The organism is Vagococcus sp. JNUCC 83, assembly GCF_053667615.1.
This window is the reverse complement of record NZ_CM132204.1, coordinates 2429480-2455156: the sequence shown is the minus strand read 5'-3', so window position 1 is coordinate 2455156 and position 25677 is coordinate 2429480. Positions and strand designations below refer to the sequence as shown.

At 32.6% G+C, this 25677-nt stretch carries 26 protein-coding genes, 3 pseudogenes and 1 riboswitch; of the genes and pseudogenes, 8 read left to right on the top strand and 21 right to left on the bottom strand.

The features are described 5' to 3' along the window. Window positions 1-2: 2 nt before the first annotated feature. Window positions 3-818: a 1,4-dihydroxy-2-naphthoyl-CoA synthase gene (menB, locus tag JNUCC83_RS12130; RefSeq protein ID WP_454460207.1), complete on the bottom strand. Its 816-nt coding sequence runs from the start codon at window positions 816-818 to the stop codon at window positions 3-5. A 148-nt stretch (window positions 819-966) separates the two neighbouring features. Between menB and JNUCC83_RS12125 the strand changes: the two genes are divergently transcribed. Further along, entirely contained in the window at window positions 967-1341 is a 375-nt protein-coding gene (locus JNUCC83_RS12125; RefSeq protein WP_454460206.1) for a PaaI family thioesterase, read from the top strand. Here JNUCC83_RS12125 and JNUCC83_RS12120 read toward each other — a convergent pair. From JNUCC83_RS12120 to JNUCC83_RS12100, 5 genes and pseudogenes are all read right to left on the bottom strand, one after another. After that, complete coding sequence (locus tag JNUCC83_RS12120; RefSeq protein ID WP_454460205.1) at window positions 1338-1946, bottom strand: AAA family ATPase; 609 nt, start codon at window positions 1944-1946, stop codon at window positions 1338-1340. The two genes, JNUCC83_RS12125 and JNUCC83_RS12120, sit on opposite strands and share 4 nt — an antisense overlap. A 70-nt stretch (window positions 1947-2016) precedes the next feature. After that, a pseudogene (locus JNUCC83_RS12115) lies at window positions 2017-2974 on the bottom strand (ISL3 family transposase); the annotation flags it as partial. An 81-nt stretch (window positions 2975-3055) separates the two neighbouring features. After that, on the bottom strand, window positions 3056-4114 hold the full coding sequence (locus JNUCC83_RS12110; protein WP_454460204.1) for an IS30 family transposase: 1059 nt from the start codon (window positions 4112-4114) through the stop codon (window positions 3056-3058). Window positions 4115-4195: 81 nt separating this feature from the next. Next, window positions 4196-4471, bottom strand: coding sequence for a hypothetical protein (locus tag JNUCC83_RS12105; RefSeq protein WP_454460203.1), 276 nt, complete (start codon window positions 4469-4471; stop codon window positions 4196-4198). 83 nt (window positions 4472-4554) lie between these two features. Continuing rightward, entirely contained in the window at window positions 4555-5514 is a 960-nt protein-coding gene (locus JNUCC83_RS12100; protein ID WP_454460202.1) for an IS30 family transposase, read from the bottom strand. A 97-nt stretch (window positions 5515-5611) separates the two neighbouring features. On the opposite strand from JNUCC83_RS12100, the pseudogene JNUCC83_RS12095 reads away from it, so the two are divergent. Continuing rightward, window positions 5612-6002 (top strand): annotated as a pseudogene (locus JNUCC83_RS12095) (transposase); the annotation flags it as partial. 113 nt (window positions 6003-6115) lie between these two features. Here the strand turns inward: JNUCC83_RS12095 and JNUCC83_RS12090 are convergent. The 6 genes and pseudogenes from JNUCC83_RS12090 to JNUCC83_RS12065 form a co-directional block, all read right to left on the bottom strand. After that, complete coding sequence (locus tag JNUCC83_RS12090) at window positions 6116-8248, bottom strand: LPXTG cell wall anchor domain-containing protein (protein WP_454460201.1); 2133 nt, start codon at window positions 8246-8248, stop codon at window positions 6116-6118. 209 nt (window positions 8249-8457) lie between these two features. Next, window positions 8458-9559 (bottom strand): annotated as a pseudogene (locus tag JNUCC83_RS12085) (IS3 family transposase). 387 nt (window positions 9560-9946) lie between these two features. Then, complete coding sequence (locus JNUCC83_RS12080; RefSeq protein WP_454460200.1) at window positions 9947-11236, bottom strand: DUF4767 domain-containing protein; 1290 nt, start codon at window positions 11234-11236, stop codon at window positions 9947-9949. 66 nt (window positions 11237-11302) lie between these two features. Continuing rightward, the gene (locus JNUCC83_RS12075; RefSeq protein ID WP_454460199.1) at window positions 11303-12493 is read right to left on the bottom strand and encodes a chloride channel protein; all 1191 of its coding nucleotides are present in this window, start codon (window positions 12491-12493) and stop codon (window positions 11303-11305) included. A gap of 43 nt (window positions 12494-12536) precedes the next feature. Beyond that, a riboswitch (Fluoride riboswitch) is annotated at window positions 12537-12612 on the bottom strand. A gap of 34 nt (window positions 12613-12646) precedes the next feature. Beyond that, window positions 12647-13204, bottom strand: coding sequence for a hypothetical protein (locus tag JNUCC83_RS12070; protein WP_454460198.1), 558 nt, complete (start codon window positions 13202-13204; stop codon window positions 12647-12649). After that, on the bottom strand, window positions 13152-13667 hold the full coding sequence (locus JNUCC83_RS12065; RefSeq protein WP_454460197.1) for a hypothetical protein: 516 nt from the start codon (window positions 13665-13667) through the stop codon (window positions 13152-13154). The genes JNUCC83_RS12070 and JNUCC83_RS12065 overlap by 53 nt, the downstream gene beginning before the upstream one ends. Before the next feature lie 146 nt (window positions 13668-13813). Here JNUCC83_RS12065 and JNUCC83_RS12060 point away from each other — a divergent pair, with 146 nt between their 5' ends. The 3 genes from JNUCC83_RS12060 to JNUCC83_RS12050 all read left to right on the top strand — a co-directional run bounded on the left by JNUCC83_RS12060 (window position 13814) and on the right by JNUCC83_RS12050 (window position 15059). After that, window positions 13814-14275: a Dps family protein gene (locus JNUCC83_RS12060; protein WP_454460196.1), complete on the top strand. Its 462-nt coding sequence runs from the start codon at window positions 13814-13816 to the stop codon at window positions 14273-14275. Between the two features lie 93 nt (window positions 14276-14368). Next, window positions 14369-14593, top strand: coding sequence for a hypothetical protein (locus JNUCC83_RS12055; RefSeq protein WP_454460195.1), 225 nt, complete (start codon window positions 14369-14371; stop codon window positions 14591-14593). A gap of 37 nt (window positions 14594-14630) precedes the next feature. Beyond that, window positions 14631-15059: a MepB family protein gene (locus JNUCC83_RS12050; RefSeq protein ID WP_454460194.1), complete on the top strand. Its 429-nt coding sequence runs from the start codon at window positions 14631-14633 to the stop codon at window positions 15057-15059. Between the two features lie 53 nt (window positions 15060-15112). Here the strand turns inward: JNUCC83_RS12050 and JNUCC83_RS12045 are convergent, their stop codons facing one another. Both JNUCC83_RS12045 and JNUCC83_RS12040 read right to left on the bottom strand, forming a co-directional pair. Further along, window positions 15113-15649, bottom strand: coding sequence for a GNAT family N-acetyltransferase (locus JNUCC83_RS12045; protein ID WP_454460193.1), 537 nt, complete (start codon window positions 15647-15649; stop codon window positions 15113-15115). A gap of 139 nt (window positions 15650-15788) precedes the next feature. Then, the gene (locus JNUCC83_RS12040) at window positions 15789-16928 is read right to left on the bottom strand and encodes a trans-sulfuration enzyme family protein (RefSeq protein WP_454460192.1); all 1140 of its coding nucleotides are present in this window, start codon (window positions 16926-16928) and stop codon (window positions 15789-15791) included. Window positions 16929-17119: 191 nt separating this feature from the next. On the opposite strand from JNUCC83_RS12040, the gene JNUCC83_RS12035 reads away from it, so the two are divergent. Then, on the top strand, window positions 17120-17692 hold the full coding sequence (locus JNUCC83_RS12035; protein WP_454461370.1) for a stage II sporulation protein M: 573 nt from the start codon (window positions 17120-17122) through the stop codon (window positions 17690-17692). Window positions 17693-17860: 168 nt separating this feature from the next. On the opposite strand, the gene yghU is transcribed toward JNUCC83_RS12035, so the two are convergent. Next, complete coding sequence (yghU, locus tag JNUCC83_RS12030; RefSeq protein WP_454460191.1) at window positions 17861-18646, bottom strand: glutathione-dependent disulfide-bond oxidoreductase; 786 nt, start codon at window positions 18644-18646, stop codon at window positions 17861-17863. Between the two features lie 88 nt (window positions 18647-18734). Next, entirely contained in the window at window positions 18735-19133 is a 399-nt protein-coding gene (locus JNUCC83_RS12025) for a DUF1722 domain-containing protein (protein WP_454460190.1), read from the bottom strand. An 89-nt stretch (window positions 19134-19222) separates the two neighbouring features. On the opposite strand from JNUCC83_RS12025, the gene JNUCC83_RS12020 reads away from it, so the two are divergent. Further along, window positions 19223-19357 (top strand): hypothetical protein, encoded by a 135-nt coding sequence (locus tag JNUCC83_RS12020; protein WP_454460189.1) that lies wholly within the window; start codon window positions 19223-19225, stop codon window positions 19355-19357. 48 nt (window positions 19358-19405) lie between these two features. Here the strand turns inward: JNUCC83_RS12020 and JNUCC83_RS12015 are convergent, their stop codons facing one another. Both JNUCC83_RS12015 and JNUCC83_RS12010 read right to left on the bottom strand, forming a co-directional pair. Continuing rightward, on the bottom strand, window positions 19406-22276 hold the full coding sequence (locus tag JNUCC83_RS12015; RefSeq protein WP_454460188.1) for a DEAD/DEAH box helicase: 2871 nt from the start codon (window positions 22274-22276) through the stop codon (window positions 19406-19408). After that, a complete protein-coding gene (locus tag JNUCC83_RS12010) occupies window positions 22269-22673 on the bottom strand; it encodes a (deoxy)nucleoside triphosphate pyrophosphohydrolase (RefSeq protein ID WP_454460187.1) in 405 nt (134 codons plus the stop codon). The genes JNUCC83_RS12015 and JNUCC83_RS12010 overlap by 8 nt, the downstream gene beginning before the upstream one ends. Window positions 22674-22818: 145 nt before the next feature. Between JNUCC83_RS12010 and JNUCC83_RS12005 the strand changes: the two genes are divergently transcribed. Then, complete coding sequence (locus tag JNUCC83_RS12005; RefSeq protein WP_454460186.1) at window positions 22819-23028, top strand: hypothetical protein; 210 nt, start codon at window positions 22819-22821, stop codon at window positions 23026-23028. A 39-nt stretch (window positions 23029-23067) separates the two neighbouring features. Here the strand turns inward: JNUCC83_RS12005 and JNUCC83_RS12000 are convergent, their stop codons facing one another. The 3 genes from JNUCC83_RS12000 to JNUCC83_RS11990 all read right to left on the bottom strand — a co-directional run bounded on the left by JNUCC83_RS12000 (window position 23068) and on the right by JNUCC83_RS11990 (window position 25538). Next, window positions 23068-23235 carry a hypothetical protein gene (locus tag JNUCC83_RS12000; protein ID WP_454460185.1) on the bottom strand — a complete coding sequence of 56 codons (168 nt, stop codon included), beginning with the start codon at window positions 23233-23235 and terminating at the stop codon, window positions 23068-23070. A 124-nt stretch (window positions 23236-23359) separates the two neighbouring features. After that, the gene (locus JNUCC83_RS11995) at window positions 23360-24055 is read right to left on the bottom strand and encodes a response regulator transcription factor (protein ID WP_454460184.1); all 696 of its coding nucleotides are present in this window, start codon (window positions 24053-24055) and stop codon (window positions 23360-23362) included. Beyond that, entirely contained in the window at window positions 24033-25538 is a 1506-nt protein-coding gene (locus JNUCC83_RS11990; protein ID WP_454460183.1) for a sensor histidine kinase, read from the bottom strand. The genes JNUCC83_RS11995 and JNUCC83_RS11990 overlap by 23 nt, the downstream gene beginning before the upstream one ends. Window positions 25539-25677: the final 139 nt, after the last annotated feature.

The window sequence follows — 25677 nt, the reverse complement described above, 5'->3', positions numbered from 1 at the left end:
AATTAAGGGAATTTTGGAAATTGATCAAAGTCAGGTGTACGTTTTTCTTTAAAAGAATCGCGTCCTTCTTTAGCTTCATCCATCGTATAATACAACAAAGTCGCGTCTCCTGCTAATTGTTGAATACCAGCTAAACCATCTGTGTCAGCGTTCATCGCAGCTTTAATCATGCGTAACGCAATGGGACTTTTTGTTAATAATTCTTCGGCCCACTCCATCGTTACTTCTTCTACTTTATCTAATGGTGCAATGGTATTAATCCAGCCCATGTCTAAGGCTTCCTCAGCTGTGTATTGTTTTGTCATAAACCAAACCTCTTTGGCTTTTTTATGACCAATCACACGTGCCAAATATCCTGAACCATAACCACCATCAAAGCTACCAACATTAGGTCCTGTTTGACCAAACATCGCATTGTCTGCTGCAATCGTTAAATCACACACTAATTGTAAGACGTTTCCGCCACCGATAGACCACCCTTTAACCATCGCGATAACAGGTTTAGGAATCACACGGATTAAACGTTGTAAATCTAATACATTTAAGCGAGGAATTTGGTCTTCACCAACATAACCACCATGTCCACGAACTTTTTGATCACCACCAGAACAAAAGGCTAACTCACCTTCCCCCGTTAAAATAATCACCCCAATATCTGTCATATCACGGCTAATTGTAAACGCATCTATTAATTCAAATACTGTTTTAGGTGTAAAAGCATTATGTACGTGCGGACGGTTAATACTAATTTTAGCTATCTTCCCGTGCTGTGTGAATAAAATCTCATCGTATTCTTTAATTGTCTTCCAATCATACATTTTATAAAGTTCCCCCTTAATTTTCTACCAATCAATTATACACAATCCTCCCTAAAATTGTAGATTTAGTGCTTAAACCTTATAAACTTTTATAAAATACTCTACAATGTTATAATCAATCTACTAAAAATTAAAGGACTGATTAAACATGACGGCTCTTGATTATCTAGATATTCAATTAATACAAGCTTCGAGGGAAAAAGTGGTACTGAAAATGGTAGTTAATGAACAACATCTACAACCATTTAAACTTATGCATGGGGGAATAAATGCTTTACTAATCGAAACAGCAACTAGTATCGGGGCAAATGAATACCTAGATACCACACAACAAGTAGCCGTTGGAGTTGATATTCAAGTAAATCATTTGAAATCTGCGATTAAAGGAGATGCTTTAACCGTAATAGCAACGCCTGACCATATTGGAAAATCGTTACACGTTTGGCAAGCAGAAATAACTAATCAAACACAACAAAAAATCAGCGTAGGAAGATGTACGCTGATGGTGAAAAAGATTAGTTAATCATCAAATAATTGTTTAAAGAAATGATTTTTTCGGCTAAAAACCATGTCCCATTGTTCGATTATTTGCGATTCTTCTAGTAAAATGTTTTTGGAACCTTCTTCTGTCATTTCTATAATATTTGCTTCTGGAAACATCAACAATATTGGGGAGTGTGTACATATGATAAATTGAGAGTCTGTTTTCACTAAATCGTTTATCATCACCATTAACTCTAATTGTGATTGTAATGACAGTCCTGTCTCAGGCTCATCAAACAAATAAATACCATGACCAAAAAAACGTTCTTGAATAAGTGCCTTAATTGATTGGCCTCGAGAAAAAGAGTGCAGTGTCCGGTCAAACAAATCACTTGATACACCTAAATCATCTAAATCAGTGGTTAAATTATAAAAAGATTCTGCCCTATAAAAATAATAATCCTTAGGGTAAGTAGCATAGCGTATCAATCGGCTCCTTTTGGCCAAATCAGATTGTGTTTCTCTAGTAATAAACTGATTGTTCTTTGACCCTCCGTCTAAATTTAACCCAAGTAATTCGGCAATAGCTTCAAGAAAAGTGGCTGTATAATTTTTGATGTGGATGAAGAAATGGCTCTTTGTCAAATCGGACTGATGAGTTGAATTTATAAGATGATAGATTTGAGATTATTCTCAGATTTATCATCTTTTTTAGTTATTTAATTTTAATAAGGTCGTTGATCAAGAAAATTCTTATGCGCATATTTGTAAATGAGTTGAATCCATAGGAAACTCTCTTAAGAGTTTTTATATGAGTATTCTTAGCCTCAAGTTTTCCATTGGAAAAACTGTATTTTAGGGCGTTTCTAATACCTACTTCATAGGAAATCAGATTTTCTATTTTATCTCTAAATTGTGTATCCAAGCTATCAGGTAGATTTTTCAATAGTTCGAAAAAGGAATGCCCATCTTTGTTTCTAAAGTGATACATTAGTAAATGGAAGATGTCATAAGCTTCTTTTAGATCAGAAGAGAATGAGTAGTCGATCAATCTCCATAGATTCCGTTAAAAGGGGATACTTTGGAGAAGGAAAACTTCTCCAGGTCTTGAAGTTTGAAATGGAAATATTTGTTTGATTTTTTAGAAGTAATTTCCAGTTTGATTTTAATTTATTTGCTTTTGACTTTTTCTTGTTGGTAACTAATCTCTTCATTTCTCGGATTCTAAAATCATTAAAAGCGGTGTTCAAATGCTTTACAATATGGAATCTATCAATGATTAACTTAGCAGTAGGAAAGACTTTTTTAATTAATTGAAAATAAGCTGCATTCATATCTGTTACTAAAAATTTAACTTTTTCCCGTTCCTCCAACGGAGAGCGATTGAAGTAAGGGATAATTTTATCTAATTTCCTACTAGGTAAAATGTCCACTAACTCACCTGTTTTTCCATCAGCACATATGAAGCTCATTTTATCTTCATAACTAGCGTGATATCTAAATTCATCTACCATTAAAACTTCTGGAAAGGACCGTGGTTTAAATTGTTGTGGGAGTTGTGATTCAACTGACTGAAGAACTCTTAAAACTGTCGTTAAAGAAACGTGGCATTGTTTAGCTATAAATGTCATAGAGACTTTCTCAGTTAATAATTCTAAAATCTTCAAAGTAATAAATTTTCTAAATTGCAATATTAAGTTAGCCACCTAGGTAAAAACATCTAATTTTTTGTGTTATTCTATTAAAATCCATCCTTACCAACATGTTTTGATTTTAAGCTTTTGAATTTCTTCTAAAAATAATGTAGCTGGTTGTCTATAATTTAAGATTTTACGTGGTAAAAGATTAATTTTTTCAGTAGCCAGTTGAATGAATTGTTTTGAGTAGTCGCAGATTGGAGTTCCTTTCAGAATAAATTGTCTTAATAAACCATTATGTCTTTCATTTGTACCTCGTTCCCAAGAAGAATAAGGATGAGCAAAATAGACATCCGTTATTTGTTGGAGAGTATCATGAAGCGAGCTAAATTCACTACCATTATCAGCAGTAATTGATTGAAACATCTTGCTAAAATTAACTTGTCCGAACTCAGATTTTAATCGATTAACAGTATAACAAACAGACTCTTCTGTATGATCATCTAAAACAACAGTGATCATGTAACGCGTTTTTCTTTCAACAAGAGTAAGTATAGCATTATCATCTTTAGATTTTGAACCAATAACGCTATCTATTTCCCAATGACCAAAGTTTTTTCTATCATCAACTGTACTTGGTCGTTCATCAATCGATTTTCCTAGTTCTTTTTTATGCTTACGACTTCTTTTCTTTTTAGGTGAGAGTCTGATCTTCATCTTGAGATGATGGTTTCTAATAGGTAAAAAGCCACTATCAATATAATTATAAAGTGTCTTAGTAGAGACAGTAGGTGTATTCCAAGTCCTCATGGACTTGATAAAACCAACAATTGCATCTGGTGACCAATTAAAATCAATAATCTGTTTACAGGCATAATTAATAAAGTCAACAGCACTGGCTAGCTTAGAATTAGCACCACAACGCTTTCTATTTTCTATATATTTAGCTTGTCCTGTCTCAGCAAAATAGAGTTGTCTAGGCTTTTTATTTTCTTTGATTTGCGTTGTTGTACCACGTTTTAGCTCATTGTTTATTGTTTGATGGTGTCGACCTAATCGTTTACCGATTGCTCTATTAGAATCACCTCTATTATGCCAAACTTCAATAAGTCGTCTTTCTTCAAAGGAAAGATGTTTATAAGTCAATTTTTGTGTGGTATTCTGAATTTGCGCCATGATAAAAATTCCTTTCGTTGTTGGGTAGATACTTCAATGATACATGAATTTTTATGGTGTTTTTTTATTATTTTAGGGTGGCTAACTTGATTCTACAATTAACCGTTTTAAAATAGTGGGCATATTTTGATAAGAATCTAACTGAATAGTTACTTCCTTTTTTCCATTTCTAACAACGACACTTTTCCCTTCATTATCAACAATAGTTGAACCACAGTTCCTACAAGCCGAAGGCATGGGAGAATAGACTCCAAAGATAACTAAAGTGTTTTTCCCTTTAATTTTATATTCCTCCGTATTTGTTAAATCTAAATGTTCATCTGTCATTCGTAACATTTTTTTGATATGATTATTCATGACATGTCGTCCTTTCTATCTTAGATTTTTGATGGTACTTAAATTTTACTAGATAGACGACATGTTTTATATTTTTTTAATTGTCAAATTAAGTTGGACAAATTATCATGATCGACATAACTCAAAAATACTTCTAATGGTGTTAGGTAATTTAGTGATTTTCTCGGAATCTTATTTCTTTTTGATGCAATTGATTGAATAAAAAATTCATCAACGCTGTTGAAATCCATATGTTTCAGTAATCCATCTTTACGTAATAATCCATTAGAATTTTCGTTTAAACCTCGTTGTGACGGTGTTCCTGGATCAGCAAAATAGATATCAATATCATTCAAGTTACTAACTGATTTCCAGTCAGAAAACTCTTTTCCACAATCAAATGTGATGGATTTAAAAAGATGATGGGGCACGTTATCAAACCAATTATTTAGACTATTTTCAATGTTTACTGCCTTTCTACCCGTTGGTTTTAGTGTAATAATTACTTTTGAGAGTCTTTCAACGAGTGTGATGATAGCACTTTGATGATCTTTTCCAACAATAGTGTCACCTTCGAGGTGACCAAACTCATGATTAAAGTGTTGATAGTCCTCATTACGTTGATGGATAGTTCGTTTAAAGGCTTGTTTTCCTCTTTTTTCTTTATGACCATTTGATTTTCTTTTTCCCTTCATAGGTAACGATGACACGTCAAATGTTCCCTGTTTAAATAATCTATAAAGAGTTCTAACAGAGCATGAAATAGGAAACTCCGCACGACCAATAATGACATCTGGAGTCCACCCTTGAACCACTTTCTTTTGAATATATTCTGTTTCATCATCAGGTAAAGAAATAGGACGTCTACCACACTTCTTTTTATTGTTTTTATATCTTTTATAGTAATCTAGTGCAGATAACCCGTCATCAAAAGCTTTGTAAACATTATAAATAGTCTGTTTTGATCGTTTTAATAACTTAGCAACAATTATTCCTTTTTTATGTATATGATAATAAGATTCTATTAAAACGAGTTCATCTGTAGTAAGATGTGTATAGATCATTTGTGAGCACTCTCCTTGTTTTCTTTTGTCGGAATTACAATTTGAGTGTATCACAAATGATTTTTTATTTGTCTAGCTTAATTTTACAATCGGCGCTTATATTTGCCCGAATAATCGAGAAGTCAAATTTAGAAATTACTCTACTCGAGTGGATAAATCTGGATTCAAAAGACAACTTAAAATGTATGAATGTGAGTCTTGTTTAAATTGCCCAGTTAGAGCATTATGTACTCGTGCGAAGAGTAGTAAAAATCGAGTGATTCAAAAAAATGGGAATTGGGAATATTTTAAGGCTCATGTAAGAGAGCTTTTGAAAGAGGATGTCACAGGAGAAATATACCGTCAAAGAAAAATAGATGTTGAACCAGCCTTTGGAAATCTGAAGGCTAATTTGGCATTCAATCGATTCTCTGTAAGAGGAAAAGATAAGATTTCACAGGAGCTGGGATTTGCGTTAATGGCACTAAATTTAAGAAAACTGAGAAAAAATAGGAAGGATATTAGTAAGAGATCACGAAAAAACAAGCATTCTGAAATGAGAGGTTTCATTTTGGAATGCTTGTTTTCTGTAAAGAGACTTTTGGGTTAGCCTCATTAAATATTATAGATCTAAATCACCACTATATCTTTTCCTATTAAAAATATATGTCCCTGATAATGTTATTAACATAGCACCTAATAAAACTAAACTAAATGATTCAGTTTCTCCAGTTTCAGGTAATTTTAAACTATTTTTACCAACTTGTCTCTGTGTAAACTTAGAAACGTTTGGCACAGTTGGTTGAATTAGATTGGCATCAGTATCTTTTGGATTTGTTGGCTCTGTTGGGTCCGTTGGGTCCGTTGGGTCCGTTGGATCCGTTGGGTCCGTTGGGTCCGTTGGGTCCGTTGGGTCCGTTGGGTCCGTTGGGTCCGTTGGGTCCGTTGGGTCCGTTGGGTCCGTTGGGTCCGTAATATAAAAATCATCTTGCGATATTGACGTTTCACCTTCGGGACTAGTCTCTGTAAATTCTGCAGAGTATTTCCCTTCTGGCAACTCATCAATAACTTCTTTTGGAACGTTAGCTCCGTTTCCTTCTTTTATGACGTTTCCTTTATCATCTTTAATAACCCATGTTAAATCTGACTCAGGTATTTTTTGTCCGCCACTAATGCTGCCCGGATTAATTGGTCTGTCGATAGTCGTTGTGCTTTGAGGGTGTCTTATAGAAAAATCATCTTGCGATATTGACGTTTCACCTTCGGGACTAGTTTCTGTAAATTCTGCAGAGTATTTCCCTTCTGGCAACTCATCAATAACCTCTTTTGGAACGTTAGCTCCATCTCCTTCTTTTATGACTTCTCCTTTATCATCTTTAATAACCCATGTTAAATCTGACTCAGGTATTTTTTGTCCGCCACTAATGCTGCCCGGATTAATCGGTCTGTCGATAGTCGTTGTGCTTTGAGGGTGTCTTATAGAAAAATCATCTTGCGATATTGACGTTTCACCTTCGGGACTAGTTTCTGTAAATTCTGCAGAGTATTTTCCTTCTGGTAACTCATCAATAACCTCTTTTGGAACGTTAGCTCCATCTCCTTCTTTTATGACTTCTCCTTTATCATCTTTAATAACCCATGTTAAATCTGACTCCGGTATTTTTTGTCCGCCACTAATGCTGCCCGGATTAATCGGTCTGTCGATAGTCGTTGTGCTTTGAGGGTGTCTTATAGAAAAATCATCTTGCGATATTGACGTTTCACCTTCGGGACTAGTTTCTGTAAATTCTGCAGAGTATTTCCCTTCTGGTAACTCATCAATAACCTCTTTTGGAACGTTAGCTCCATCTCCTTCTTTTATGACTTCTCCTTTATCATCTTTAATAACCCATGTTAAATCTGACTCCGGTATTTTTTGTCCGCCACTAATGCTGCCCGGATTAATCGGTCTGTCGATAGTCGTTGTGCTTTGAGGATGTCTTATATAAAATACATCTTTTACTGTTGTAGGCGGAACAACAGTACCATTACTAGTAGTTGCATTAGCAGTATTTTCAATAGTATACGTGCCTTCTTCTAATGTTTGCAATATGGAAGAATCAAAATTGTCACTTCCGCTAGCAATAACATGGCCTGTTTCATCTTTTAAACTCCAAATGTTAGAATCACCTTTAAACGTTAGATCAATGGAACTAGGATTATAAAGTTTATCTACATGCACAGTAGCATCAGTAGATTTTATTTCCATAATAAATGAGCTTTGCCATCGTTGTGGAATTTGAACAGTACTTGCTGAAAAATATCCATCTGCGGTTATTGTGCTAGAATAGATTCCATCCTCTAGGTCAGAAACGTCAAAAGAAAATTCAGATCCTATATAATCAAAAGATCTTGTTTCCTGGGTCTTATCATTAACTAAATCTAAAGTATAAGAATCAACGAAATAACTTATGTTATCAGCTAAATATTTTCCTTGTACCAATGAAGGGAAATCAAACCAAGCACCTGGTATTACTTCAACTCCGTCAATATTAATATCAAAATTATTTGCAACATAACGTGGATCAATTTCTATAGATTTTTGATTATCATAACTTTTTATTTTCTTTTCAGATATATCAACTTGTGACTCTGTTGTCTTTATTTTAATACTTTCATTACCTGTTAGGTCCTCAGCAGAGACTAGTATTGGGGATAATGGTAGTATGTTAGTAAATAAAAAACTATATACAGCTATATTTTTAAAGATTTTCAAAATAATTATTCTCCTTTTCTTTTTTTTGTTAATTTTACCCAAATGATTATTCCATATACTTTTTATTAAAATAAATCCACCATCCTCAATAATATAGCACGTTAATCGAACAGTCAATTATATTAACATAATACTTACTAATTACTTTGAATTGGTAACAATTTTTTAACAGTTTTTATAAGGAGCATAATTTTTTAAGTATTATTCGATTACCCTTGACCATTAGTCTTCCTAGCTATAAGTCTTTCACGAGTAATTGATTTAAAAAAATTAACTCTCCCTGATTTGAATTTCAATGGCATCATGTAATCTAATGGACCACATAAACGAATATAATTCCACCAATGGCAGTCTCTGTTAAAAAAATTAATTACTCTTTTAGTATCTCAAAGTAGTTAGGATAAATAAATTCTGCTTTAAATGATTTATACGTTGATTCAGCTACCACATTATCCCAAGGGAGCCCTTTCTACTAAGAAAACGCTTGATATCAAAAGTCTCTAACATTGTGCCGATCAAATTATTATCAAATTCTTTTCCTCTATTTGTAAGAATTTGAATAACTGTTAAGGTATATGCTATCGTATAAAAAAACTCGTTTGACTAAATCGATATTTTTAAAAATACCGCAACTAAAATCAATAACTTCTCGATTAAACAAATTTAAAATCAAGCAGACATAATGCCACTGATGATAACCTCTTACATGGGTTAGATACGTCAAATTTTTTCTAATAGAACATGAGACATAAAGTCTCTATTTAATTGATTCATGATCTTTGATTCATTTGTATTAGTTGGTACAATGTTAAACGTCGATTTTGTCTAGACAAAAACTAGACGACGATGCTTTATGATTCGCCGTATTTTTTTACGACTAATAATCACTCCTTCTAAATACAAGGTTCTTTTTACTTTTTCGTGCTCCGTAGACTTTTTTATTCTGATTAAAAAGGGTTTCTATTCTTTCTTCTATTTCACTCTCAAACAAAAGATTTTTTCCTTGTAATAATAAATTTGTCTTGAAATATTTAACATTCGACACATCACTGATATGGAATATTTATATTTATTAGTGTGAATTACTTACCTTTTCGTCCGAATATCAGCGTTGCTTACTTTAAAAGATCAAGGTTTTCTATGTTATCTCTTAGTTTTATCAACTATTTTTTGCTCTGACGTGAAATTATCTTTTTCTGCGAATGTTCCTATTGTCTTTGCTTGTTCAACCCACTTATTGAAACTAGAAGGGTTTGCTTCGTATTCACGAATAATATCTGTTCTTTATTTTCATAATTGGTATAAATTCATTATTTGTTGCTTAAACTCTTTTGAAAATATTCTTCTAGATCCACGTTCTAATATGTTTTTTCATCTAATCTGTTTTCTTATTTTCATCACACCTCTGCATCTCTCCTTGAATGAACGATAGCCTGTTTTCCTTTAAGGAAAACAGGCTATCTAACTAATCAATATTTAAGTTTTAAAGTTGTGAGTGACTATTTACTACATTTAGGTTTACTTCTCATTTAAACGACACAATCCCGTACCTCTATTGCATCCTTGTAGCCCTATAGCTACGCCAGTTTGAATAAATTTCATTAAAATATTCCAAATTTCGCTTAATAAATATTTTTCATATTAAAAGTATTATACCATACATTAGTCATTTTACAAAATATACGTTTATAGTTAATTCTAAATATCATTTTCAATAATTGTCATTACTTTTTTCGCTAAATCATCAGATACATCTTTAATGTTGACTACTGAAGAGTCAGAAACAACTTTGTTTGCTAGTTCTTTTCCTTTTACAGGATCATCCCAAGCTTTATCCTGGTAGTGACTTGGTACGGGATAAATGGTTACCGTCCCATCTCCATTATTATGATAAGTAAACATTCCAGCGGCTAAAGGATTTCCAGAAATAATAGTTACATTTTCCGGTAAATAAACACCTGTACTCCAAATTTCCATAGATTCATCTGAATACAAATTATATGTTGTCCCTTGTTTTAATAAATTATCTATATTAGAAGATGACAAACCACCTACTTTAATTAATACTTTTGCTGCTAATAGTTTATTGTTTTCATAATTAGTTGAATCACTAGTTTGTTCACTAGACTTACTCACAGATCCACCAACAATCTGGCTAAATCCTGCTTTAATATCTGGATTTTGCGTCTCACTAAAGTGTAAATAATTTTCATTATTTCCTTGATTTTGCTGTGTGACATATACTTTTGGTTGACCACCCTCTATCACAAAAAAGTAAACATGTTTTTGTAAATAAGGCTGTGTGTCTGCATCTGAATAAACAGCCACTAACTGATACGGAGCACTTCCTTCGCCTGTTTCAGACCATTCAACTTGAACAGGTTGGTTATTAATAGCCATTGTCCATTGCCCATTAAATATGTCTCCAGGAACCTTTACCCCATATAAATCAACGCTATTGGAAGGCCCATATTCTTTATAATTTTGTCCCATCTTATTACTAAATTGTGACATAAAATCTCGTAAGCTATTCTTTTTATCTTCTGTCCATAAAGCGCTAGACTTATCTTCATCTTTTTTGGCATTCTCTTCTTTCGTTTCTTTTGACTCTGTTGTTTTATTTTCTGATCGTTTGTTGTCTAATTCCTTCTTTTCTTTTTTCGCGTAATCTACTAATTTATCTGAACCATTTTTTACTTTTATAACAGCATCTAGACTGGATTTTGCTTTATCATATTCTTTCGTATCAATATAATCCAAAGCATTAATGTAGTATTTCAACTGTGTTTGGTAGTTTTTAGCTTCTTCATCTTTCGGTTTACTTTCTAAAGCCATTTCAACAAACCCTTCTGCTTGTTCAAACTTTTTTTCTATGATAGCTTCTTTCGTTTTTTGCATTGATTGGTCAAAATTCCCACTATTCCCACAAGCAGTAACTACAACTAATAGAGAACTCATCAATAACATTTTCTTTATTTTTTTATTCATAAAATATTCCTCCATAACAAATTAATCAACAACTATAATAATAGTATACATTAAAAAAATGGGGACTTAAATATATTTTTGTAATGGATAAATACTTTTTCCCTTACTACAAACAAACGACGTCACACATACAATGACAAAATAAGGAAGATAACTAAACCCAAACACTTCCCCACCTATGAATATTGGCGCTAATAATGTATTGGTTGCACTCCCAAATACACTTGCATAACCTAATGCTGCTGTAAACTCGATTGGTAACCCGAACACACTGCCCAACACGACACCTAAAGTTGCACCGATAGAAAAAAGAGGGGTAACTTCTCCACCCAAAAAGCCAACTGACAATGTTAACACGGTAAGAACCACTTTTAATAACCAATCATAAACATAAACTGTTTCCCCTGTAAATGACATGTCAATCAAATTTGTCCCAAGCCCTGAATAACGACCTTGCCCTAATACAATGACTAACACACTTATGAGGACTCCACAAATTCCTATTCTGGCAATAGGGTGAATTAGTATCTTAGAAACATAATACTTCGCTTGTTCTAATAATTCGACAAATAATCGCCCAGTTAGCCCAAATAATAAACCAATTATAACTAATTTGATAAATAATGCTTCTGTTAATTGAATAGGTTCAGATAATAAAAATTGAAACTTCTCAAGTCCTAAATTTTGAGATGTCGTGCTTGCTACAAACGCACCAATAAATGTTGGGAACAAGACATCATAGCGTAATTTACCAACTACTAACACTTCTAGCGCAAAAAAACTAGCAGCAATAGGTGTTTCAAATAATCCGGCAAACCCTGCAGCAATACCTATAATAATAAACTGACTTCTTAATGTGTCTTGTTTGATTAATCGACCAAACCAATTTGATACAGTCGCTCCGAGCTGTACCGCAACCCCTTCTCTACCAGCACTTCCTCCAAAAAGATGGGTTATCCATGTTCCCACCATCACAAAAGGAATCAATCTTAAAGGAATATCCTCTCTTTTCTCATGCCCTGTTTCAAAAACTAAAGACATACCTTTAGGACAGTCTTTCCCGTATCTTATAAAAAAGTAAGTAAACATCATTCCAGCTATAGATAAAAATGGGACAAGTGTAAAGAAATACTCTATTCTGATAGTTGATAACCAAATAAGAACTTTACCGAAAAATGTGTCTAATCCACCGACAATAACTCCAATAATGATGCTACTGGTAATTAAGACTATCTGATTTTTTAACTTTTTTTTCATATTTTTCCTCCTAATAAAAAATGACTCCTACACACCTAAATAAAGGTATGTAGAAGTCATTAGCATTTGTTGCGGTTTCAGTGTTAACACTGTGGGAGACATTCATTCCCAAAATTTAAGTTAATTAAATTATCATATAAGGTAGCATAAATGTCAATAATGATTATACTTTTTATATACTGAAATCATATCATTAAGCATCTCTTGTAAGTACTCCGATTGATTGTGCGTTAAAGCGTTTTTCGTGGCATCATGATCTGCTACAGTTCCTACGTGATATTGTAAAAATCCATCATCACTAATAAACACAATTAAAGGCACGACAACACCATCAAATGTGGTGTTATCTATAATAAACTGTCTTAAATCATCTCTATTATTTTTAGAAAAATCTTTGTCATGTGTATCAACTACCCACGCCTGTTCTTTATTATCCAATAAGACATCATCTAAAATCGGGTACAACTCTTTGCACCACGGACAACTATCAAATCCAAACACATAAACACCTTTTTCTTTACGGATTAGTCCTTTGATCGTTTGGTCTGATGATTGACTCCTGAAACTTGTTTTTGTGTCACGAGGTATTGCTAACCAAAATAGCCCTATCAGCCCAACGATAAGGGCGAATATAAATAGCAAATTCATCTTCTTCATCTTATCTAACCCAGCCACCATGTCCATAACAACTATTGGCTTTTCCTCTAGCACTTGGATTTCCAGATGCTGGTGTTCCATCCTTACAGTAACCTGTTATACCATTTGTTGTATTTTCTCTATTTTCTACTTGAGTGGCTTGTTGTCTATTTTGTTCTGTCTGCCTAGCTTGTTCCTCTCTTGCTGAACGTTCTCTTGCTTGTTGTTCTTCAATCTCCCTCTTCTCACGTGCTTCTTTCTCTTGTTTTGCTTTTTCTTCTGCTACTTTTTTCTCACGTGCTTCTTGTTCTTTTACTTTACGCTCATCAGATTTTTTCTCTAGTTTTTCTTGTTTTTCCTTTGTCTCTTTACTTGTCATAACTGTTTCTGGTGTAGTTATTCCAAAAAGAATAAAAGACACTATCAATGTTATCAATGAACCTAATAAATATTTTTTACTTCTATACTTTGGTCTAATCAAACATATAATAAAACTAATAAACACCCCTAAAAAAATAAATACAAACAAAATGTTCATTTAACTTCTCCTTTTTTACTTAATTATACCACATGTGCAATAAATAATTTATAAAACAAAATTTTAATCTTTTTTGTGATGTTTCACACTTATTTTTGGTAATTATATGAATTCAAGTGTAAGATATAAATAGGAGGATGATATATATGACATTAGAAGAAACTAAAAGAACATTGAACCAATTAGTTGCAGATTTAAGTCAGTTTTCAGTGGTTATTCATCAGACACATTGGTATATGAGAGGCCCAGAATTTTTATCCTTGCACCCTTTAATGGATGAGTTCATGGACGAAATAAATGACCAACTTGACGTCATTTCTGAACGTCTCATTACATTAGGTGGTTCTCCATATTCTACATTGCAAGAGTTTATTGATAATACAGGAATAAAAGATGAAAGAGGAAGTTACACCATTCCTATTCCTGAGCGACTAAAAACGTTAGTATCCGGTTACACTTACTTGATTAAATTATATGAAAAAGGCATTGAAGTGAGCGAAAAAGAGGGAGATTTAGGAACACAGGATATTTTCATTTCTTTTAAAACAGACTTAGAGAAAAAAGTTTGGATGCTCCAAGCAACACTCAATCAGTCACCTGGAATTTAACTCTATAACAAAAAAACAGATCAATAATTTGGTCTGTTTTTTCTTTTATTCTAACGTTGACTAGTGTATCCTGATTTTAAAAGGGGGATAGAAATGAAAAAATATTATATCACTAGCTTATTTATTGGTCTTATTTTAATCTTTATCTTACAGCTACTTAGCTACATCAACTGGCTTTTAATTGATCAAGGTGTCATTAATGGGATTATCGATAAAACTCTTTTACTCAAAACGCCTTTAATTATCATTCCACTACTCTTTTTTGCGATTTCCTTCATTGGATTAATATGGGATAATCAGATTAAGTTTAAAAAATGATAATCATACATATTGTCCTGAACAGAAAGGAATCTTGATGAAATCTCTATATTTAATTAATCATTATTTTTCGTTTCCTAATGTTAGTTACGAAAGCCAAAATAGCAATTATGAAGGCATCTTTTTCTATCATCAATCACACTCTTATAGAAGTCGTTTGGCGAAAAAGACACTAAGGAAAAATGGGTATTTTGTCTCATTTTGGAAGAAAGATATTTATAACAAAAATCAGCCATATTCTTTTGAAGAAGCCCCTGATAACACACTTATTTGGATTTTAGATGAACATAAAAAAGGTTTTTTCAACTTTCCTAAAGATATCCTTCTTAAAAAAGGAATTTTAAAAAGTCACACAACAAAAGGAAAAATGGGAATAAGAGTATATCCAGTATGGGAAACAACTCTTAACTCGGCAGCCACAAAAACCCAAAGTTGGCAACTAGACTACTTTACTCTTATCAAATAAATCACAAAATACCCTCAGATAAGAAGCTAGTCTTCCATATCTGAGGGTATAGTTTATTTGATTAGCATCTCTTCTCGCAAAATGCCATATTTAACAGAGTCATAATAAACTCCATTTAAATATCTCACTTTTCTAATAACTCCCTCTTTTGTCATACCACATTTGTCACCAATTTTCTGCATACTAATATTTCCAGACCAAGTAGTAAAACCTACATGTGGCAAATACTCAAATTTATCAAACAACTCAACCATCCACATAGAAAGAGCAGTACTCCCTATTCCACGTCCCCATATACTTGAATCATAGAGTAAAATCCCCATTTCTAACCATTGCCTTAAGCTTCCGTCTTCCCAATAAGCTGTAACTATACCAACTATTTTATTATTCACAGTAATCACCTTAACCATCGCGTCATCAATGATATCTTTCCCGTACCCTGCAAAAAATTCTTCCCAATTAAGTATAGGATCATTGAAATAGGGTCCGTTAAATTTCATCCATTCCAAATCAGCTTTCGAACCATAGCTTATCTCCCAAAGGTAAAATAAATCTTCTTCTTTTATTGTTCTTAATTTTATATCCATCATTTTAAATTCCCTAAATATCAAAATTTAGTCGTTTATTTTGTTATAGACCTCAAATTCATCACGACTAAAATGCTTTTCAAGCCTTTTTTATTATAATATTTCATATAAATCACTCCTTTAACTTATTATCAATCATCCGTTAAATTGCTTTACTAAGTGCTTGCTCTAAATCTTGAATTAAGTCATTTGGGTTTTCAATTCCTATTGCAAATCGTAATAGTTCTTCAGTGATGCCTATCTTTTGTCGTAATGCTGGATTATAGTAATCATGTGTCATACTCGCTGGGTGACATACTAAACTCTCCACACCACCTAAACTAACAGCTAAATTTATAATATGTAAGGCATTTACAAATTTTTCGGCACTAGCTTCTGGTACTAACTCGATTGAGAATACCGCACCCATCCCACTAGCTTGTCTCTGTTGTATCTCTTCTTCTTTCTTTGAAGATGAGCCAGGATAGTACACCTGAGCAACTCTCTCATGATTTTCAAGAAACTTAATGATTTTCTTGGTGTTCTCTTCTTGCTTATCCATGCGAACTGTTAACGTTTTGATTCCTTGAATAAGATTAAACGAATCAAATGGACTCAAGATATTCCCCAAAGTACTTTGAAGCAGCTTAATTTCTGATGCTAATGTTTCATCATCTACTGTAACTAAACCTGCAATAATGTCAGAGTGCCCACTCAAATATTTTGTGGCAGAATACACCACAATGTCTGCACCTAAATCAAAAGACCGTTGAAGATATGGTGTCATAAAAGTATTATCCACAATCACTAAACACTCATGTTTATGTGCCAACTCACTTAATTTTTGTATATCAATCACACGAAGTAAAGGATTAGACGGTGTCTCGATAAAAATTCCTTTCACATTTGGTGTTAAATCTGCATCTGTCAACTCGTTAATATCATCCACTAACTCAAAATCAATTCCTTGTTGTGTAAATAATTTGTCAGCATAACGATACGTTCCACCATACAAGTCACAATTAAGCAGTACTTTGTCCCCTTTTTTAAATAGATTAAAAACAGTGGTTGTCGCTGCCATACCTGAAGAAAAAGCAAATCCGTGACTTACTCCCTCAAGGTGAGCAATTAATACCTCTAGATTAAATCGTGTAGGATTTTCCCCTCTGCCATAACCAAACTCTTGAAAACTTGATAACGATTCTTGGACATACGTTGTCGCTAAATGAATCGGAGGAATCACAGCCCCTTTTTCATTTTCAACTGCTGGTAGACCTTGTACTACTAATGAATCAAATTCCATATTCCCTCACTCCTTTACAAATAATAAACATCTTTTTCTCATTTAATTCTAATCATATTAACGCACCTTTTTTACAATGTCAAACAACAGCCTATAACTAGTTTTATATATAGTTATTATTGTTTTTAATAAACGATGATGTGATATAATTTTTTAATAAGTCTTTTAAAAAATGAGAAAGTGGTGATAGTATCTGTTCGCTAAATTTTACTAGAGTAAAAAAATTATTAGTATTTATTTTTCTAATTATCAGTATCACAGCATTACTAACTTATATTGTTCATCCTGACATAAAGTCTATTTTAAATAGTACTCCTTCATTAGGAAATCCAACTAACAAATCTAATAAATTTTTACAATATATCGTAAATAATGGTATGAAGGTCCCTATAAACATGTTTTTATTAGCTTTAATCCCCATTCCTTATGTCTATTTACTAAACATTATTTTATCTGCTGTTTTAAGTGGCATTGTTTTTGGCTCTGTCCTCTCTGTTTCATTAACTAAAGGACTAACTTTAATTCTATCAAGTTTTCCTCACATGTTTATTGAGTTAAGTGCCTTTTCGATTTGGGGTGCAAGCATATATAGCCTAAATTTATGGATTAGAAATAAACTGTTTAAACGCAAAAACACAACCTCTTTTCTTTTTGAATTAAAAAACTGCGTTAAGTATTATATGACATTAGTCATACCATTAATTGTTTTAGCTGCATTTTTGGAAACTTTTATAGCAGATATTATATTGTCGTTATTTTCTTAATTAACCAACAAAAAAACTATAAAAGACAGAGTGATAGTTCTGCTTTTATAGTTTTTATTTTAAGGCCAAAAAACGATGATACTTGATAACAGGTCTAACAATACATCAATCACACCATAGTTGATTTTACGTTTTTTACTTCTTCTTGTTCGTCTCATATGTTGGTCCCTATTCTATTGATTGATAATCTGCTGCTAAGCCACGTTTAACACCTGGACGTTTAGCAATTCGATGTGTCCATTCAAGTAAGTTTTTATAACTCTTAATATCTAAAAATTCAGCTGACCCTTCGTATAAGTCACCTAGGGCTAACTGGCCATACCAAGACCAAATAGCGATATCTGCAATAGTATACTCGTCTCCTGCAATATAAGCTCTCTCAGCTAACATTTTATCCAACAAATCTAGCTGTCTTTTTGCCTCCATAGTGTATCGATCAATTGGATATTTTAATTTTTCTGGGGCATAGTGGAAGAAATGTCCAAATCCACCACCAACAAAAGGACCAGACCCAACTTGCCAAAATAACCAATTTAACACTTCTGTTTTTTTATGAATTTCTTTAGGTAATAAAGCATCAAATTTTTCGGCAAGATAAACTAAAATAGAACCTGACTCAAATACATTAACTTGTGGGTGTTGACTTTTATCTACCATTGCTGGAATTTTAGAGTTCGGATTAATTGATACAAAATCAGAACCAAATTGATCACCTTCACCGATATTAATCTTATATAGATCATATTCAGTCCCTGTGATACCTAATTCTTTTAATTCTTCTAACATTATGGTCACTTTTACACCATTTGGGGTTCCTAATGAGTAAACTTGAAATGGGGCGTCTCCTACGGGTAATGTTTTATCGAAACGACTACCGGCTGTTGGACGATTGCCACCTTTATTATTGTTTTCATCTTCCCATTCCCATACATTTGGTACGTTATAATCTGCCATTGTATCACTCCTTACATTTATACTACCTTAATGATAGCACTCATTTAAAAAAAATGTCCATTATTACGTGTTCACTTCAGTAGAATATTTAATTTCTATCTGATAAGTTCCATTTCATATTGATGAGATAGCGTTGATTGTATTTATAACTTAGTCCCTTTAAAAATTGTTCAAGATCATGAGCTTTTAGGGGAGAGCCTTCAATAAGCTCCTTATAGGTATTTTTTTCTTCTATCGTCGCGACTTTTTTAAAATAACCCCATATATGTTGGTAAGCAACTCTTAAAGTTTTATCGGTTGGCTGTTTTGTTTCTAATTCAGATAATACGGTTTGGTAGTTAAACATTTTTTCACTAGTCCACTCATTGCCTTTTGCCATTAGTCGGATGTCATTGTATGCTCGTTGGGACCTAGACATCACCCAATACTTATGTTGTGCCCAGGATTGCTGAAATTCCGTTAATAATTTCTTATTTGTTTGGCTCATTTGATAACACCTCATTTTTTATTGGTTTTACAGTAAGTATTAAGGTATATTATATAAGCAAATACAAATCAATAAAAGAGGTGAATACTTTGGGTAAATATCAATTAGATAATAAAGGGAAAAAAGCTGTCTCAAAATACCATGAAAAAAATATCCCTAATAAAATCGACAAAAAAGAGCAACTAACCAAATTACGTGAGAATTATATGAAGAAAAAGAAATAAGACACTATACTCTAAAAGCCACCCTTAAGTCAGGAGTGGCTTTATTCTCTATTCTAATGTGCCTGTTAAAAATTCATACATGTCTGGTTCTACTCGTTGTTTTAATTCAAAGTCCATTTCAACGACATTTTTTAATTGATTATCTGATGTTGGTTTCTTCTTCTGTTCAATTGTTTCAATGATTGGGGTCATTTCACCTAAATAATAAAAATCTGTTTCTTTATCATTTTTATTATACTTACGTTTAACAAATAGATGAATATGCCACTCTTCAGAATGTTTTAATATTTTCACTTCGGGAGATTCAATTGTACGAGGCGATTTCGTAAACCATCGAAACGTTTGCTCGTCAATAAATTCATCCTCGTAAGCCATCAGTGACGCCTTAAAATCTTTTCCTTTATCTAATGTCACAAATATTGCAAATTGATTGTGACTGTATGTATAACCACCTATTCCCTGTTCATTTTGATTAAAATCCATATTTAGTAACCTTAAAACATCTTTTCGCCGATATTTTGAATATAATACTAAAGAATGGGGCATGCCTTGTTTTTCCAGTTTTTTCAAGCCCGTATCAACAACATCTTGAATAAATTTAGTAAAGGTACTGTCACACAGAGCCATATCAAAAAAATCAGTGGTCATCACCCCCTCAACAGACTGACTAAACATCTGTGCTGGCAGATAACTTTTTTGCAACCCTGTTTCATAAAATGATAAATTAAGCACAGACAAAGCAGAATTTAACACATCTTTATCATAAAAAATATTTTTTTCTTCCCACAGCTGATAAATAGCATCTTTAGATAATGTTCGCCTTTTCTTATTTATAAATTCTTGGATAATTAATAATTCATGTGGTCTACCGCCAAATAATAATTCAATAGATAAAAATTTTAATGCCAACTGTTTTTCTTTATCCAAACATGAGATATCTTCTTTCATTTTTAATAAAAATTGATCATAAGTTTTCTCTTTTTGAATAATGACTAAAGGATCTAATTCTCCCATCTCTTCAAAATCATATAACATTGGTATTCTATCTAGCCTATTTTTTAATCGCTGATAGCTTTTTCTTAACTCAGTTAACGTATTTAGTTTAGCGACATCTATCGACTGGAAAATCCGTTCTCTTGCAATACGTTCAAAATTGATTGCTGAGAGTCCTGCGATATAATTGACATCAATAGTATCTCTTCTTAAGTTGTTTTTGTTTCTAGAAGAATCGCCAGATAAAGCCATAGGAATCATATAATTATTTTGATAATTTCCAATAAAGTCTATCACAGTCACAAACTCTTTGGAGTCATCTTTTCTTAACCCCCTACCCAACTGTTGAACAAAAATAATATTTGATTGAGTATTTCTAAGCATAATCACTTGATTAATTGCTGGGATGTCAATTCCTTCGTTAAAAATATCTACTGTAAAGATGTATAAAATATCGCCTTTTTCTAATTTTTCAATCACTCTTTCTCTGTGCTCAATAGAATGATCACCTGATAAATAACTACTAGTTATACCTCGTTGAGTAAATAATTGTGATAACTTTTCCGCCTCTTCTTTACGACTACAGAAAACCAGTCCTTTAGGTATGTTTCCCGAACAACCATAATAATTAATTTTTTCTATTAAAAAATTAACTCGTTCTTCAAAAGTTAAATATGATAAATCACTTGTTTCATTAATAACATGGCCATCTTTTTCAAAATCGGTCACTCCAAAATAGTGAAATGGGCACAACAAATCTTCTTTTAGTGCATCTTGCAAGCGAATTTCATAAGCCACATTATAATCAAATAACTCATAGATATTAAATCCATCAGTTCGTTCTGGCGTAGCTGTCATACCTAAAAGAAAATCTGGTTTAAAATAATCGAGTGTTTTTGTATATGACGAAGCCCCTGCCTTATGTACCTCATCAATTAAAATATAATCAAATGCAGCTGGCCCTAACATTTTTTGATACTCATCTTTTGAAATTGTTTGAATAGTGGAAAATAAGTATTTAGCCTGTAAATCTTTTTTATGACCAGATAAAACACCATAATCAGACTCATTTCCACCAATTACTTTTTTAAAGGATTCCATCGCTTTATGTAATATTTGTTCCCTATGAACAATAAATAAAAATCGTCTCGGTTGATAATCAGCAACATCAAAAGCAGCTAGATACGTTTTGCCTGTTCCAGTTGCAGAAACTATTAATCCTTTTCCTTCTCCTGATTGCCTCAACTTTTTTAAACTATGGAGTGCTTCCTTTTGCATTGCATTTGGAATAATATAATCACTGATTTGTTCGCTCACTAGATTATTACGTAGTATATGTTTTGGTAATGGCTGATATGTCTTAGAAAACTCCTCTATCCATCCTTTAGTTAGTACCTTAGAGTTTTTCCACTCATTTTTTAAATGCTCCTTAATCGATGAAATCATCTCGCCATTGTCTTGGGATGTTAACTTAACATTCCATTCATAATTTAACTTTAATGCCGACATCGTTAAATTTGAACTACCAATAATAAACGTTTCATGCAGTTCATGTGTAAATAAATACCCTTTAGAATGAAAACCTGCTTTAGGAGATATTCTAACTTCCACATTTGGAATACCTAGTAACGACTGGAAAACATCTGGATGATTAAACCCTAAATAAGTAGATGTTAATATCTTACCACTAATACCTTTCTCAACTAAATCAGCTAACTGCGCTTTAATAGTATTTAAACCATCTTGTGTAATAAACGCTACTGAGAGGATGAACGATTGACAAGTAAGTAGTTCTTGTTGCAATGTTGAAAGTAAGAACTCTTTATTTTCCATATCGTTAATAATAAATTTTGGATTTAAAACGTGGCTTTCAACCGTTTTATCAATAAATGCTTTTTTTATTGCTTTTTCTAATAGTTCAGCCATCAATACCGACCTCCATCAATTTCTCTACAATAGGTAAATCTGCCGGTGCCCAGTCCAATTCAGACAATGACTCAAATGTTACCCATTTGGCTTGTATATGTTCTATTAATTTAGGTTGACCTGAAACTATTTCGCATATAAATGTGCTTAAATTGACAACTGCAAAATCATAGTCATAAGTTACTGAAAGATAGTCTGTCTGTGAAACAGCTATATCAATTTCTAACTCTTCTTTTAGCTCACGAACTAAAGCTTGTTGCTTTGTTTCTCCTGATTCTATTTTTCCACCTGGGAATTCCCATTTTCCAGGTAAACTTTTTTCCAAACTTCTTTGGCAACAGAATACTTTTCCTTCTTTAGCTATAATCGCCCCGACAACATGAATATTTTTTTTCATTTTAACAGTCCTTTTTCCATAATCTATATGTTTTCAGGATCTCATAAATATCGTTTTCATGCAATCATTTATCACAACCACTTTTATAAGATGACTGTTAGTTAAGGCCATGGTATAATAATCCTAATAAAAAGGAGGGGTTTTTATGTCAGATAAAAAGCTTTTGAAATCAGAGAAAATCCGAATGAGAAATGATCATCTACGTGCCCAAGGCGTCAACTTAGAGAAAAAATGGGGTAAAAAACTAATCAATAATGGATTAAATTCAAGTGCAATGGCAGGCTCTCCTGGAACAAATCCAACAAATTTAGAGATTAAAGGAACTACGTCACTAAAAAATATACATGAAAAATAACTAAAAATAGACTACCTAAAGCAAGTTGCTTTAAGTAGTCTATTTTTTTTGATTATATTCATCCAATTCCTTTAACTTTTGAATAAAGTCGAGATACAAAGACCTTGTCCAGTCTGTTTCAAAATCATCAATGTAACCTTCTTTTTTTTCATGGAGCATTTTATCCACTTCTTTTGTATAGTAAGTAATTAATCCTTTAATATCCATGATATTCATCCCCTATAGCGGTTATCTTAATACTGATATTATCCCGTTAATTACTAACAAAATAGGTCTTATTTTGGATAAACAAGGTGACTTTTTTGACCTTTTTATATCTAAAAAAATGATTCTACACGTTAAATCGATACCCACTCCCCCAAATTGTTTCAATAGGAAAGGCTGCAACCCCATTTTGTTTTAACTTTTCTCTAATTCGTTTAATATGAACAGTTACAGTTGATACATCACTATAGAATACTTCCTGCTCCCAAATTAATTCAAATAATTTTTCTTTACTCCATACAACATTAGGATGAGTCACTAAAAATAATAACAATGAAAATTCCTTCGTTGTAAAAGTAACCTCTATTTCATTAACAAACACCTTTCTCGCAGAAGCATCCACTGTTACTTCATCAAGTGTAATCACTTCTTTTTCAGAAGGAGTGGTGTGTTGGGTTAACATGGTAAACCTAGCTAAATGTGCCTTAACACGTGCAACCAACTCGTTAGGACTAAATGGTTTAATCATGTAGTCATCAGCACCTAATCCTAACCCACGAATTTTATCTATGTCTTCCGTCTTGGCTGAGACAATAATAATAGGAATCTGCTTGGTTAAACGAATTTTTTTACAAATTTCAAAACCATCCATAGTAGGCAACATAATATCTAAAATAATTAAATCATACTCTTTCTCCAATGCTTCTTTGAGACCAGATTTCCCATCATTTTCAACATGAACCTCATAATCATTAATTTCTAAATAATCTTTTTGTAAATTTGCAATACTTTCATCATCTTCAATAATCAAAACTCGACTCATCACTTGTCACTCCTTTTGTCTTTGGTAGTCTAATGTCTATCTTGGTCCATTGTCCTTTTTCGCTTGTCACAAAGATATCTCCATGATGTTGTTTAATGATATAGTCCGCAATGCTTAATCCTAGACCTGAACCTTTTATAGAAGGTGTCCGTGACCTATCTCCTCTATAAAATCTAAGAAATGCTTTATTAATCTGTTCAGAAGTCATGCCAATCCCATTGTCCTCAACAGTGATGACAAGAAAGCCATTTATAGACTTGAGAGACACTTTTATGGTTGGTCGATCTTTTTGATTATCTAAAAATTTTAAGCTATTTTGTAAAACATTTGTAATGGCTCGATGAAACTGAATGGTATCAACTTCTGCATAGACAGGATGATTAGGTAAATTAATGAGCCAATGAATGCTATCATCAACTAAATACTCGTTCATCAACTCTTGCATAAAATCAGTGAGGTCAGTCCTATCAAAATGAAAAGCCACTGCATCCATATCAAACTTAGAGTATAAAAATAATTCTTCAATTAATTCGTTCAAACTTTTTGACTTTTTATAAATCGTTTCGAGGTATAACCGTTTTTTATCGTCTGTATTTGCTACCCCATCCATCATTCCCTCTACGTAACCCATAATAGACGTAATGGGCGTTTTTAAATCATGTGAAATATTCGTGATTAATTCTTTTCTGTTTTCCTCATACTGCTTACTAAGTTTTTCTGCCTCTGCTAGCTCTAACCACATATTTTTAAAACTAATTTGTAGTCGTTCCACTTCTTTTACAATATCTCTTTCAGGAAATTGAGTGATTTCTTCTAACACATTATCATAATCTTTTACTGAGTAAGTGGCTTTTTCTAAGTGTTCAATGGGCTGAATAATGGTTTTTTTTAATCGCTGAACAATCAATGATGCCAGTAAAACAGCTAATAATATAATGATTAATATAAGCCAAATCCCCCATTTGGTAAAAAATTCTAATAAATTGCTCTCGCGTTTTAACACAATAATACTTCCAAATTTTCCATCATCATATAAAAAATCAGACTTTATATAATGATACATATTACCTGCATTATCCAACGTGCCGATGGGTTCAAAATTGTTGAGTTCATAACTTGGTGCATGCACTTTTAAAGATTTTTCAACTAACCCGTTAGAATAATACGGAAAATCTTGTTCTTTTCTAATCACAACATAGAGATTTTTTTCTTCTATTGTTTTAAGTAGTTTTGTTACATCATCACTTAATGGTAACTTTAGTTGATCGGGATTTTCTTGAACAATATTATACAAACCTAAATAACTGTTTTTTTCGTCTACCGTTAATGAACGTTGTGTTGTAATCATTTTATAGATTTCAGTAACACTTGGAACTTTGCCCAATGCCACATAAAATGTCAAAGACACAATCACAAAAACAGAAGCAATAGTAATTGTAATAGCACTCACATAAGAATAAATAAATCGTTTCTTTATCGTCACTTTTGCCACCCTCCTTTTCTACAGTTTAGCGTACTCGCACATTTTTATAAACTATTTCTCTTAGTCGTTCATAGTTGTTCATTTTTATTTTATAATCGTTCACCATGAGTTTATTTGCCGTTAATTTTCGCTCTGTATA